We start from the raw sequence: 14122 nt of genomic DNA, 5'->3' as shown, positions 1-14122 counted from the left end.
GGCGCCATTACATAAGTAGAAAGAGATGGTTCGGTGAAAAAAGTGACGCTTCTCGGATCGACCGGCTCGATCGGCACCCAGACGCTCGATGTGATTGAAACCCATCCGGATGAATACGAGCTGGAGGGCCTTGCGGCCGGTTCCAATGCCCGGCTGCTTGTCGAGCAGGCATTTAAATTCAAGCCCAAGCGGGTCTGTCTCGCCACGGAGGAAGGAGTGCGCTATGCCAGGGAAGCTCTGCCTCCAAGCGTAGAGGTGCTGTTTGGCGAAGAGGGCTTGGTTGAAATGGCGGGCGGAGGCAGCTCCGATATCGTCGTGACGGCCATTATGGGAAGCCGCGGCCTCCCGGCGACGCTTGCGGCCATTGAAGCGGGACGTACGATCGCGCTGGCCAACAAGGAAACGCTCGTTACGGCCGGGCATTTGGTCATGGATGCCGCAAAGCGGCGCGGAGTGAGCATCCTTCCCGTCGACAGCGAGCATTCGGCCTTGTTCCAATGCTTGAACGGAGAGCGGCGGGAGGATGTTCTCGGCATCACGCTGACCGCATCCGGCGGCTCGTTCCGGGACCGTACGCGGGAGCAGCTCGGCGGAGTGACGGTGGCGGAAGCCCTGAACCATCCCAACTGGTCGATGGGCGCCAAGATTACGATCGATTCCGCTACGATGGTCAACAAAGGCCTTGAAGTCATCGAAGCCCGCTGGCTGTTCGACCTGTCCTACGACGACATTTCCGTGCTGATCCATCCGGAGAGCATCATCCACTCGTATGTCGAGTTCAAGGATCATAGCATGATCGCGCAGCTTGGCATACCGGACATGAGGGTGCCGATCCAGTATGCCCTCTCCTATCCGGCGCGTCTGCCGAGCCCGTCGAAGAGGCTGGATCTGGTGCAGGCCGGCAGCCTCACCTTTCGGGAGATGGACTACGACCGCTTCCGCTGCCTGCGCATGGCGTTTGACTGCGGACGAGCGGGCGGCACGGCAACGACGGTGTTCAATGCGGCCAACGAGGTGGCGGTCGACCGTTTCCTGAAAGGCGAGATCGAATTCCTCCATATCGAGAGCATTCTCGAGAACGTCCTTGCAAGGCATGGCGTCATTGCTTTCCCTGGGTTGGAAGAGATCGCCGAGGCCGATGCCTGGGCTCGGCGCGAAGCGTCTTCAGCGGTTTAGAATCCCTCCATTGCTCCTATATTCGTTTATTCTCCCGCGGCCGCATCAGAACTGTACCGCTGGGGAGACAGGCCTCATCTGTCCGGTTCGGGGTCTTCTTGCAGAAGCTTCAGCCCGGCATTTTCCGCCGGAGCTGTTTTTTCGTCGCTGACGAGGTCTCCGGGAGCTGTTTTTTCGGTCGGCTGAGTAGGTCCGAATCGGGAGGGCGGTGGTTTGGCGGCGAGGGCGGTTCTCTTGTGTCTGCCGGGAGAATAATGATAATCTAGGTACAGGCCGTTAACCGACTGGAGGCACTGACAACTATGGGTACAATTCAGGTCATTTTCATGACCGTTCTCGTGTTTTTCGTCATTGTCACCATCCACGAATGGGGACATTATTTTTTTGCCAAGCGCGCAGGCATTCTGGTCCGTGAGTTCGCGATCGGATTCGGACCCAAGCTGTTTTCCATCAAGCGCGGGGAAACCCGTTATACGCTCCGTCTAGTCCCCGCCGGCGGATTCGTCCGCATGGCAGGCGAAGATCCCGAAATCTCGGAAGTCCAGCCCGGGCAGACCGTCGCGGTCCGTGTGAAGGATGGACGCGTGACGCGGATATATCTCGATCGGCTGGATGAGCGCAGCGGAGTCATCCGAGGCGAAGTGGAACAGATCGACCTTGAGCGCAACTTGTTCATTCAGCTGCATGTGGAAGGCGAAGCGGAACGTTACGACGTCCATCCGCAGGCGCTTATGATCGCGAAGAGCAGGGAAACCCAGATTGCCCCCATCGACCGGCAGTTCGGCAGCAAGACGGTCGGACAGAGGGCTCTGGCCATCGCAGCCGGTCCTTTCATGAACTTCATCCTGGCGTTTGTCCTGTTCGCTGTCTACATCCAGATGGCAGGCGTCGTGCAAGACAATCCCAAGCATCTGCTGATCAACAGCGTCGTGACAGGCATGCCGGCCGAGAAGGCGGGCTTGCAGAAGGGCGATGTCATCGATACGGTGGGAGGCATCGACGTCGGAACCGATTATGCCAAGATGATCGAGATCATCGGCAAGTCGGCCAACAAGCCTCTTGAGTTGAACATCATCCGCAGCGGAGAGCCTCTCTCGCTCACGCTGACCCCGGTGCCCGACAAGGAGAGCAAGGCCGGCAAGGTCGGAATCACGGCCGGATATCCGATGCGTTCCGCGACGCTCGGAGAGACGGTCACGCAATCGGCCGTCACGATGAAGGAAGTGACGGTGCAGATTTTCAAAAGCTTCGGCCAGCTCATCACGGGCAACTTCAAGCTCGACGATCTTGGAGGTCCTGTACGGACGGCTGAGGTTACCGGACAGATCGCCCGGCAAGGCCTTCCGTCGCTGACGAATTGGGCGGCCGTGCTCAGTCTCTATCTCGGCATCTTCAACCTGCTTCCGATTCCGGCGCTGGACGGCAGCCGGCTCGTCTTCATCGGGCTGGAGGGACTGCGGGGACGTCCGGTCGATCCCGCGAGGGAGAGCATGGTCCATGTCATCGGCTTCATGATGCTCATGCTGCTCATGCTTGCCGTGACTTACAACGATATTTTACGTTTAGTACGAGGGTAGAGGGGAGCCTTTATGTCGAAGGATAAGCAATTCGTATCGGAAATCACACCTCAGGGGGAAGACTTTTCCCGCTGGTATATAGACGTCATCAAAAAAGCGGAGCTGATGGACTACTCGCCTGTGCGCGGATGCATCGTATTCCGCCCCGACGGTTATGAGATCTGGGAACATATCAAGGATGAGCTGGATCGCCGCTTCAAGGAGACCGGACACCGCAACGCCTACTTCCCGCTGTTCATTCCCGAGAGCTTCTTCCAGAAGGAAAAGGAGCATGTCGAGGGCTTCAATCCGGAGCTTCCTTGGGTTACCGAAGCCGGAGGCGAGATTCTCGAGGAGAGGCTGGCGATCCGCCCGACCTCGGAGACGATGATCGGACATATGTACAGCAAGTGGATCCATTCCTACCGCGATCTGCCGGTGCTCATCAACCAGTGGGCGAACGTTGTCCGCTGGGAGAAGCGCACGCTGCCGTTCCTCCGCACGAGTGAATTCCTCTGGCAGGAAGGGCATACGGCGCATGAGAACGAGGGTGAAGCGCGCGAGGAGACGATGCGCATGCTGGAAACGTACCGTTCGTTCGTCGAGGACTACCTCGCGATTCCGGTCATCAGCGGCGAGAAGACGCCAAGCGAGCGATTCGCCGGCGCGGTCGACACGTATTCCATCGAAGCGATGATGAAGGACGGCCGTGCCGTGCAGGCAGGCACTTCCCACTACCTCGGCAACAAGTTTGCCGTCGCCTTTGACATCAAGTTTCTGGACCGCGACAACCAGCTGCAGTTCGCGCATACGACTTCGTGGGGCGTCAGCACCCGCTTGATCGGATCGCTGATCATGGTGCATGGCGACGACCGCGGGCTCGTGCTGCCGCCGAAGGTAGCCCCGACCCAGGTCATCATGATCCCCATCGGTCCTCCCAAAACGCGCGATGCCGTCATTGCGAGAGTGGACGAGCTGTACGGCGAGCTCAAGAAAGCCGGTGTCCGCGTAAGAGTGGACGACCGCTCCGACATGAGCCCGGGCTGGAAATTCAACGAGTACGAAATGCGCGGCGTGCCGATTCGTCTCGAGCTTGGACCTCGCGACATGGAGAACGGCGTCTGCGTGCTCGTCTCCCGCGTGAGCGGCGAGAAGCGCGTCGTGAACCAGAGCGATCTGACGGACGAAATCCAGTCCATGCTGGAGGAAATCCACCGCGACATGTTCGAGAAGGCGAAAAGCTTCCGCGAAGAGAACACGCATGCGGTCGACACGCTGGATGAAATGAAGGCGCTGCTCGACCAGAAGCGCGGCTTCGTCACGGCAGGCTGGTGCGGTTCGGCCGCCTGCGAGAAGCAGGTCAAGGAAGAGACCAGCGCGACGAGCCGGAACATTCCGTTCGAGCCGGCCGAGCGCAAGGCGACTTGCCTCGTCTGCGGCGAGAAGGCCGAGCATACGGTCGTCTTCGCCAGAGCCTACTAATCTTTTTGCGGCCTCGTTTTCCGCAGCATTCAACAAAGCCCCGGCATGGGGCTTTGTTTTTTTCTCTCTTTCTTGTCCCTCTATTTTTTCTCATCTCTGAGAAACTAGGCTGCTTAAAGAACGTTGGAGCCTAGCGAGCGGAATAGCCCTGCAGAAACGAAGTGTTCGCCTTTGATGCCGGATTTATACTAGAGTACATATTCATTCAAGAAATCCGGCATCAACAGCGATCGGAAGGGCTATCCGCCGGAAGGCGGTTCTCACGTTCTTCTGGGCAATCGCCATGTTTCTATGTTCTTCCCCTTTATTCGACGGTATAATAGATTCCATTGACGGTTCAAAGCTGCATTTCCAGGAGGGACTACATGAGCGCCGACAAAAGACAACGCTTCGAGCTGCTGACGAAGCAGGCCGAGCTTCCGCCGGAGCTGATCGGAACCCATTTCCAGGACGCGATCATCGAGAAGGTGCTGGTAAGCGAAAGCAACCGCGAGTGGACGTTCTGCATCCGCGTGAGCTCGCTCGTCCAGCGCGATTACTATAGTATTTTTTGCAAGACGGTCCGGGAGAAGTTCCGGCATATCGCCGAAGTATCGTTCTGCTTCACGTATGAGGACCATATTCCAAGCGACAGCCTAGGCTTGGAGTATTGGCCTCTGTTCGTGGAATGGGCGCAGCAGGAAATGGCTTCGGTCAACGGCTGGCTCGCCAAAGGACTTGCTTCGGCCGAGAACGGCGTGCTGCTGCTGCAGCTCATGGACAAGGCAGGGCTGGAGCTGGCAAAGCGCAAGAAGCTGGACGAGGCGATCGTCCGCTTCTATGAAGAGCGCTTCTCTCGCACGCTGCGCGTGAAGCTGACGGCAGGAGAAGCGGCCCGCGAGCTGTATGAAGAATTCGCCCAGCGCGTCGTGCAGGAGAACAACGACGCGGTCATGCAGATCATGACAAGCGTGGCGAGCGAGGTGCCGGAGCCGGAGGAAGGCGAAGTCCGTCTGGCTGTCGGCTACGATATCCGCGAGGAAGCCGTGCCGATGATGAACATTGTGGAGGAAGAGAAGAAAATTGCCGTACAGGGCACGGTATTTGGCCTTGAGGTCAAGGAGCTTCGCAACGGCAGCACCCTGTTCACGTTCAACGTGACGGACTTTACCGATTCCATCGCGATGAAGATGTTCGCGAAGACCAAGGAAGACGTGAAGGTGCTCTCCAAGCTGTCGAACGGCAAATGGATCAAGGCCAGGGGCCGCGTGGAGTATGACCGCTTCATGCAGGAGCCCGAGCTCGTCATGATGCCTAACGATCTGCATGAGGTCGTTGCGCCCAAGGACCGCACCGATACCGCCGAAGTGAAGCGGGTCGAGTTCCATCTCCACACGACGATGAGTACGATGGACGCCGTCACCTCGGTGGATACGTACATCAAGACGGCGGCGAAATGGGGACATGAAGCGATTGCGGTCACCGATCACGGCAACGTGCAATGTTATCCCGAAGCGTTCAAGCACGGAAAGAAAAACGGCATCAAGGTGCTGTTCGGCGTAGAGGCCAACGTCGTGAACGACGCCGTTCCGATGGTATTGAATCCGCGTCAGGAATCGCTGAAGGATGCTGAATATGTCGTTTTCGACATCGAGACCACCGGCCTCTCCATCACCAACTGCAAGATCATCGAGCTTGCCGGGGTCAAATACAAAAATGGGCAGGAGATCGGCCGCTTCGCCACCTTCATCAATCCACATGAGCGCATTCCATACCATATCGAGCAGCTGACCAACATTACGGACGATATGGTGCGGGGAGCGCCCGAGCTGGAGCCCAAGCTTCGCGAATTCGTTGATTTCGTCGGGGACTGCGTGCTTGTCGCCCATAACGCGCGTTTCGATATGGGCTTCATTCAAGCGTCATGCAAGATGATCGGCATTCCGGAGCTGAAAAACCCGGTTCTCGACACGCTGGAGCTGGCCCGCTTCCTGCATCCGGCCATGAAGAACCATCGGCTCAACACGCTGTCCGACAAATACAAGGTCGGACTCGAGAGCCATCACCGCGCGGTGGACGACTCCGTTGCGCTGGCCGGCGTGCTGTACGGCCTGATCGGGGACGCCGCCCAGCGCAGCGTGACCGGACTCCATCAGCTCAACGATTATGTAGGCATGGACCTGTCCAACAGCCGTCCGTTCCACTGCATGATCTACGCTCTCAATGCGGCGGGCAAAAAAAATCTGTTCAAGCTCATTTCGCTTTCGCATACCGAGCATTTCAAGCGCGTCGCCTGCATTCCGAAGAGCAAGCTCAAGGACATGAGGGACGGGCTGCTCATCATTTCCGGCTGCGAGAAGGGCGAGTTTTTCGAAGCCGTCCTGAACAAGACGGTGGAGGAGGCGGAGGACGTCGCCGACTTCTACGATGTGCTGGAAATTCAGCCCGTCGACTTCTACATGCATCTGGTGGACAAAGGGCTTGTCGGCAGCCGTGCCGAGATCGAGGACGCGATGCGCAAGGTTTGCCGGATCGGCGAGAAGCTCGGCAAACCCGTCATTGCCACGGGCAACGTTCATTATTTGAACCCCCGCGACAAAATGTACCGCGACATCACGATCATGGGCATTACGGGCTTCAGCCCGCTGAAGAGCCAGCGTCTGCCCGATGCCCATCTGCGGACGACCGACGAGATGCTGCAGGAATTCCGCTTCCTCGGCGAAGAACTCGCCTATCAGGTCGTCGTTACGAACACGGTGGAGCTGGCAGGAAGGTTCGAGCCGTTCGAGATGTTTCCGGACAAGCTGTTCACGCCGATCATGGAAGGGGCGGACGAGGAGATCAGGGATACCTGTTACTCCACTGCCCGCAGCATGTACGGAGAAGAGCTGCCGCAGGTCGTCATCGACCGTCTGGAGAAGGAGCTCGTGCCGATCATCAAGTTCGGCTTCTCGGCCAACTATCTCATCTCCGAGCGTCTCGTGAAGAAGTCCAATGCAGACGGCTATCTGGTCGGATCGCGGGGCTCGGTAGGCTCTTCCGTCGTCGCGACGTTCCTCGGCATATCCGAGGTCAACCCGCTTCCTCCGCATTATCTGTGCCTGAATGCAGACTGCCGGCACAGCGAATGGATTCTGGACGGCAGCGTATCCTCCGGCTTCAACCTGGCGGACAAGGACTGCCCGCATTGCGGCAACAAAATGAAAGGCGAAGGCCAGGACATTCCGTTCGAGACGTTCCTCGGCTTCAAGGGCGACAAGGTTCCCGATATCGATCTCAACTTCTCCGGCGAGTACCAGCCGATCGCGCATAATTTTACGAAGGAGATCTTCGGCGAGAAATGCGTGTTCCGCGCCGGGACGATCGGAACGGTGGCCGAAAAGACGGCATACGGCTTCGCGAAGAAATACGAAGAGGAAAAAGGCCGGAAATGGCGCGGAGCGGAGCTCAGCCGGCTGGCGTCGGGCTGCACCGGCGTCAAGCGGAGCACCGGACAGCATCCGGGCGGCATTGTCGTCGTGCCGGACTACATCGACGTCGAGGACATCACGCCGGTCCAGTATCCTGCCGACGATACGGGAGCCGAATGGAAAACGACCCATTTCGATTATCACGCCTTCGAAATGAACCTGCTCAAGCTTGATATTCTCGGCCATGACGATCCGACGATGATGCGGATGCTTCAGGATTTGACGGGCGTCGATCCCACGACGATTCCGATGAACGATCCCAAGGTGATGAGCATGTTCAACTCCACGACGGCGCTTGGAGTAGCTCCGGAGAAGATCCGCTCCAGCGTCGCCACCTATGGCGTTCCGGAGATGGGAACCAAGTTCGTCCGGCAGATGCTCGAAGAGACGCAGCCGACTTCATTTGCCGATCTGCTTCAGATTTCCGGCTTGTCGCACGGCACGGGGGTATGGCTGGGCAATGCCCAGGAGCTGATCAAGAACGGAACCTGCTCGATCAAGACCGTCATCGGCTGCCGCGACGAGATCATGCTCTATCTGATCTACAAGGCGGGCATGGATGCGGGCCTTGCCTTCAAGATCACCGAGAGCGTCCGGAAAGGCAGAGGGCTGACGCCGGAATGGATCGAGGAAATGAAGCGCTGCAAGGTGCCGCAGTGGTATATCGATTCCTGCCTCCGCATCGAGTACATGTTCCCGAAAGCGCATGCCGCGGCCTATGTCATTTCCGCTGTGCGCACGGCCTTTTTCAAGCTCTATCATCCGATCGAATTCTATGCCACCTACTTTACGGTCCGGGCGGAAGACTTCGATCTGGAGCTGCTGTGCCAAGGCTACGAGCCGATTCTGAAAAGGCTGGTGGAAATCGAGCAGAAGGGCTTCGCGGCGACTCCGAAGGAGAAGGCTTCCGTCTCCATGCTGGAAATGGCTCTGGAGATGACTGCACGAGGCTTCTCGTTCAAGCCGATCGATCTGTACCGCTCGGATGCGACGAAGTGGACGATCGAAGGGGACAGCCTGATTCCCCCGTTCGCGGCGATCGCCGGCATCGGCGAAAACGCGGCGCGCAACATCGGAGCATCGAGGGACGGCAGCGAGTTTCTCTCGATCGAGGATTTCCAGCAGCGGTCGAAGGCGACCAAGACGATTATCGAAGTGTTGACCGGAATGGGCTGCTTCCGCGGTCTGCCGGAGTCCAACCAGCTCTCGCTTTTCTAAGCCCCGCAAGGGTTTGCAGCCGTCTATGGAAAGTCTGCTAGGGAAAACAAATCTTGTCAGTGTACACGGGTTATGATATAATTTTTTTGGTAATCATGAGGATAGAGGTACTTCTGAAGAGTGGGGAAACCCACTCTTCACGTTTTGTCCACTACTTTTTCGGACTGATCGGGAGGTCAATTGGATTTGAGCACATCCAGAATCAAAGCCGTCGTGGAAGAGATGGTCGGCCCATTTCTCAGCGACAACGGATTCGAGCTTGTGGACATCGAATACGTGAAGGAAGGCAGCAATTGGTTCCTTCGCGTATTTGTTGATAAAGAAGGCGGTATTGACATCGACGAATGCGGACGCATCAGCGAGTTTCTGAGCGAGCAGCTGGATCAGAACGATCCGGTGTCGGACGCTTACTTCCTGGAAGTTTCGTCGCCGGGCGCCGAGCGCCCGCTGAAGAAGCCGGAAGATGTAAGCAAGGCGGTCGGCAAGCAGGTATTCGTCACGACGTACGAGCCGATCGACGGACTCAAGGAGTTCGAAGGACCGCTGGTCTCGTTCGACGGGGAGACCGTCGTCGTCAGCACCGGGCGCAAGAGTCATGCCATTCCATATGCGAAGGTGGCCAGCGCCAGGCTGGCTATCGTTTTCTAATCATTGAAAGGGGGATCCGTGGTTCCAATGAGCATGGATTTTATTGAAGCCTTAAACGAGATAGAGAGAGAGAAGGGGATCGCCAAGGATATTCTCCTTGAAGCGATCGAGGCCGCTCTCATCTCCAGCTACAAGCGCAACTTCAACACCGCTCAGAACGTGCGTGTGGACATCAACCGCCATACCGGCGTCATCAAGGTGTACGCGCGCAAGAACGTGGTGGAGGAAGTGCTTGATCCGCGCCTCGAGATATCGGTAGAGGCATCACGGGAGATCAATCCTCATTACCAGCTCGACGATGTCGCCGAAATCGAAGTCACGCCTCGCGACTTTGGACGGATCGCCGCCCAGACGGCCAAGCAGGTCGTTACGCAGCGGATCCGCGAAGCGGAGCGCGGCCTCATTTATAATGCGTACATCGACAAGGAAGAGGATATCGTCAACGGCATCGTCCAGCGCCAGGATACCCGCCATTTGTTCATCGATCTCGGCAAAGTCGAAGCGGTGCTGCCGCTGACCGAGCTGATGCCGACGGACAAATTCAGGCATGGCGACCGCGTGAAGTCGTTTATCACCAAGGTGGAGAATACGACCAAAGGGCCGCAGATCATCCTCTCCCGCACCCATCCCGGGCTGCTGAAGCGGCTGTTCGAGCTTGAGGTTCCGGAAATCTACGACGGCGTCGTCGAGATCCGTTCGGTAGCGAGGGAAGCGGGCTTCCGCTCCAAGATCGCCGTCCATTCCCGCAACGCGGAAGTGGATCCCGTCGGCTCCTGCGTAGGCCAGAAGGGCATGCGCGTGCAGACGATCGTGACGGAGCTGAAGGGCGAGAAGATCGATATCGTCCGCTGGTCCGACAGCGTCGAGGAATACGTAGCGAATGCTCTCAGCCCTTCCAAGGTGCTGGAAGTCATCGTCTTCGAGCAGGAGAAAATGGCTCGGGTCATCGTGCCGGATTACCAGCTGTCGCTGGCGATCGGCATCAAGGGCCAGAACGCCCGCCTTGCCGCCAAGCTGACCGGCTGGAAGATCGATATCAAGAGCGAGACGCAGGCGGAGCAGGAATACGGCCGTGAACGGACACAGGGCGCCGCGATGCACCAGGACTCCATAACGATCGACTGAGTTCCAGCCGATCGACGTCTGGATTCGCTTGAAGCACGGCTGTCTGCCGCAAGGGGGGACTACGCTTGAAACCTAGAAAGATACCGATGCGCAAATGCGTGGCAAGCCAGGAAATGCTGCCCAAGAAGGAGCTCATCCGGGTCGTCCGGACTCCGGAAGGGAATATCGTCATCGACCTGACGGGCAAAAAATCCGGAAGAGGCGCCTACTTGCGGGGGACAGCGGAATGCTTCCGCCTCGCCAAGAAGAGCCGCGCGCTCGACCGCGCGCTCAAGCAGGCGGTTCCTCCGGAGATCTACGATCAGCTCGAGCGGGAATTCATCTCCGTCGAAGAACAGTTTCTTGCCGCCAAAGAGCAGGAGGCGGATGAGGATGACGAATAAAGCTCTTTCCAATCTGGGCATGGCGATGCGTGCCGGCAAAGTCATAACCGGCGACGAGACGGTTCTCAAAGCCGTACGCCAAGGCAAAGCCCGGCTTGTGCTAGTCGCTGCCGACGCTTCCGATAATACGAAGAAGAAATATCGCGATAAATGCTCGTCCTACGGCGTGCCGTTGGCCGAAGCATTCACCCGGGACAGCCTCGGGCAGGCTCTCGGCAAGGAAGAGCGGGTCATCGTGGCCATAACCGATTCCGGGTTCGCGAACATGATTCGGGGGCAACTGAGCCAGAATACGGAGGTGGAGTATATTGACTAAACCACAGGATGGCAAAGACACCAAAGAGAAGCTGCGCGTATATGAATACGCGAAGTCCCTCAACATGAGCAGCAAGGAAATCATAACGATTCTTAAGCGTCTGGACACGCCGGTCAACAACCACATGAGCGTGATGGAAAACGACATGGTCAACAAAGTGGAAGGTTTCTTCCGCGACATCAAAGCGAACGCCGCAGCGAAGCGCGCGCAGGGCAACCCGCAGGTATCCGCCTCGGCCCCTTCCAAGCGCCCCGCCGACAAGCGGCCGGAGCAACAAGGAGTGCATACTATTCAACGTCAAGAGCAGTCTACAAACCAAAATCAGCAGGAACGACAGGTGACTATGAATACGACTTCGAATACACAAGGCAGCGGTTCGTCCGCTGGAACTCAGCAGCGTCCGGCATCTCAAGGACAAGGCGGCGGCCAAGGACGCGGACCGGGCCAAGGACGTCCGCAAGGACAGGGCGGCGGCCAAGGGCGGCCTCCAGGTCAAGGCGGCCAAGGACGTCCGCAAGGACAGGGCGGCGGCCAAGGGCGGCCTTCGGGCCAAGGCGGCCAAGGACGTCCGCAAGGACAGGGCGGCGGCCAGGGACGGCCTCCGGGCCAAGGCGGCCAAGGACGTCCGCAAGGACAAGGCGGCGGCCAAGGACGGCCTCCGGGTCAAGGCGGCGGTTACGGCGGCAGCAGGCCGCAGGGCGCCGGGCAAGCAGCGTCGTCGACCGGCCCGCGCGGCGAAAGCCGCAGCACGGCTGCCGCTCCGCGCACGTTCACGGACAACAAGCCTGCCGGCGGCACACGCGACTTCTCCCGCGGCGGCAGCGCAGGCGGAGCCGGACGCACAGGCGGTCCCGGCGGCAACAACAACCGCAGAGGCGGCGGCAAGCCCGGCCAAGGCGCGGGCGGTCGCTTCGACGATCGCGGCGGCAGCTACAAGAGCCGCGGCAGAGGCGGCAAAGGCGGCCGCGGCGGCCAGCAGCCTCAACGCGAGAAAATCGACAATACGCCGAAGAAAATCATCGTCCGCGGCAGCATGACCGTCGGCGACCTCGCCAAGCTGCTCCACAAGGACGCTTCCGAAGTCATCAAGAAGCTCATTTTCCTTGGCGTCATGGCGACGATCAATCAGGAACTGGATATCGAGACGATCCAGCTCGTCGCATCCGAGTTCAAAGTCGAGGAAGTCGAAATCAAGATTCCGGTCGAGGAAGACGATTTCGAGACGGTCGAAGAGAAGGACGAGGAAGAGAATCTCATCGCCCGCGCTCCGGTCGTGACCATCATGGGCCACGTCGACCACGGCAAAACGACGCTTCTGGACGCAATCCGCTCCACGAACGTGACCGGCGGCGAAGCCGGCGGCATCACGCAGCATATCGGCGCGTACCAGGTCGAAATCAACAATAAGAAAATTACGTTCCTCGATACTCCGGGCCACGCCGCGTTCACGATGATGCGCGCCCGCGGAGCCGAAGTGACGGACATCACGATCATCGTCGTGGCGGCCGATGACGGCGTCATGCCGCAGACGGTCGAAGCGATCAACCACGCCAAAGCGGCGAATGTCCCGATCATCGTGGCGGTCAACAAGATCGACAAGCCGGATGCGAATCCGGATACGATCAAGCAGGAGCTGACCAAATACGAGCTCGTACCGGAAGAGTGGGGGGGAGACACGATCTTCGTCAACATTTCCGCCAAGCAGCGCATCAATCTCGAAGAGCTGCTGGAAATGATCCTGCTCGTGGCCGAGGTCAACGACTACAAGGCCAACCCGAACAAACGCGCCCGCGGCACCGTGCTTGAGGCCGAGCTCGACAAGGGCAAAGGCCCGGTAGCCCGCGTGCTCGTGCAGCACGGGACGCTGAAGATCGGCGATGCATTCGTAGCCGGCAATACGTTCGGCCGCGTGCGCGCCATGATCAACGACAAGGGACGCCGCCTCAAGGAAGCCGATCCTTCGACTCCGGTCGAGATTACGGGCCTGACGGAAGTTCCGCAAGCCGGCGATCCGTTCATGGTGTTCGAGGACGAGCGCAAAGCCCGCGACATCGCGGAACGCCGTTCGATCAAGCAGCGCCAGTCGGAAATGGGAGCGAATTCCCGCGTTACGCTGGACGATCTCTACAAGCACATTACGGAAGGCGAGATCAAGGACCTCAACGTCATCATCAAAGCCGACGTTCAAGGCTCCCTGGAAGCTCTCCGCGGCTCGCTCGAGAAGATCGAAGTGGAAGGCGTCCGCGTGAAGAGCATCCACAACGGCGTCGGCGCGATTACGGAATCCGACATCACGCTGGCATCGGCCTCCAACGCCATCGTCATCGGCTTCAACGTCCGTCCTGAGACTCAGGCCGCCGTGGCTGCCGAGCAGGAGAAGGTCGACGTCCGCCTGCACAACATCATCTACAACGTCATCGAAGAAATCGAGCAGGCCATGAAGGGCATGCTGGATCCGGTCTTCAAGGAAGTCGTCATCGGCCACGCCGAAGTGCGCAACCTGTTCAAGGTGAGCAAGGTCGGCACGATCGCAGGCTGCATGGTCATCGACGGCAAGATTTCCCGTTCGGCTGAAGCCCGCATCGTCCGCAGCGGCATCGTCGTATACCAAGGCAAAATCGACACGCTCAAGCGCTTCAAGGATGATGTGAAGGATGTCGCTCAAGGCTACGAGTGCGGCATTACAGTCGAGCGCTTCAATGATCTTCAAGAGGGCGACGTTATCGAAGCCTTCGTGCAGGAAAAGGTAGAACGTTAAAGAGGTGATTC

The 14122-nt window shown here is 58.6% G+C and carries 9 protein-coding genes; all 9 read left to right on the top strand.

What is annotated here, in order from left to right; all coding sequences use genetic code 11:
• Window positions 1-33: 33 nt before the first annotated feature.
• The 9 genes from VE23_RS05660 (at window position 34) to infB (ending at window position 14111) form a co-directional block, all read left to right on the top strand.
• Window positions 34-1176, top strand: a complete 1143-nt coding sequence (locus VE23_RS05660; protein ID WP_049867533.1) for a 1-deoxy-D-xylulose-5-phosphate reductoisomerase — start codon at window positions 34-36, stop codon at window positions 1174-1176.
• Between the two features lie 302 nt (window positions 1177-1478).
• The gene (gene rseP / locus VE23_RS05655; RefSeq protein WP_048747544.1) at window positions 1479-2753 is read left to right on the top strand and encodes an RIP metalloprotease RseP; all 1275 of its coding nucleotides are present in this window, start codon (window positions 1479-1481) and stop codon (window positions 2751-2753) included.
• Window positions 2754-2765: 12 nt separating this feature from the next.
• A complete protein-coding gene (gene proS / locus VE23_RS05650) occupies window positions 2766-4214 on the top strand; it encodes a proline--tRNA ligase (protein WP_021879646.1) in 1449 nt (482 codons plus the stop codon).
• Between the two features lie 365 nt (window positions 4215-4579).
• Window positions 4580-8881 (top strand): PolC-type DNA polymerase III, encoded by a 4302-nt coding sequence (locus VE23_RS05645; RefSeq protein WP_049867532.1) that lies wholly within the window; start codon window positions 4580-4582, stop codon window positions 8879-8881.
• Window positions 8882-9067: 186 nt separating this feature from the next.
• Complete coding sequence (rimP, locus tag VE23_RS05640) at window positions 9068-9529, top strand: ribosome maturation factor RimP (protein WP_048747549.1); 462 nt, start codon at window positions 9068-9070, stop codon at window positions 9527-9529.
• 27 nt (window positions 9530-9556) lie between these two features.
• Window positions 9557-10654 carry a transcription termination factor NusA gene (nusA, locus tag VE23_RS05635; RefSeq protein ID WP_048747551.1) on the top strand — a complete coding sequence of 366 codons (1098 nt, stop codon included), beginning with the start codon at window positions 9557-9559 and terminating at the stop codon, window positions 10652-10654.
• A 65-nt stretch (window positions 10655-10719) separates the two neighbouring features.
• Window positions 10720-11037, top strand: a complete 318-nt coding sequence (rnpM, locus tag VE23_RS05630; RefSeq protein ID WP_021879641.1) for an RNase P modulator RnpM — start codon at window positions 10720-10722, stop codon at window positions 11035-11037.
• A complete protein-coding gene (locus tag VE23_RS05625) occupies window positions 11027-11353 on the top strand; it encodes a YlxQ family RNA-binding protein (protein ID WP_021879640.1) in 327 nt (108 codons plus the stop codon). The genes rnpM and VE23_RS05625 overlap by 11 nt, the downstream gene beginning before the upstream one ends.
• Window positions 11346-14111, top strand: coding sequence for a translation initiation factor IF-2 (gene infB, locus VE23_RS05620; RefSeq protein ID WP_049867531.1), 2766 nt, complete (start codon window positions 11346-11348; stop codon window positions 14109-14111). Before VE23_RS05625 ends, infB begins: the two co-directional genes overlap by 8 nt.
• Window positions 14112-14122 lie beyond the last annotated feature (11 nt).

It is taken from the genome of Paenibacillus sp. D9 (assembly GCF_001188365.1).
Classification (GTDB): domain Bacteria; phylum Bacillota; class Bacilli; order Paenibacillales; family Paenibacillaceae; genus Paenibacillus_O; species Paenibacillus_O humicus.
Note: the sequence above shows the minus strand (reverse complement) of the source record. Positions and strands in the feature narration are given on the sequence as shown.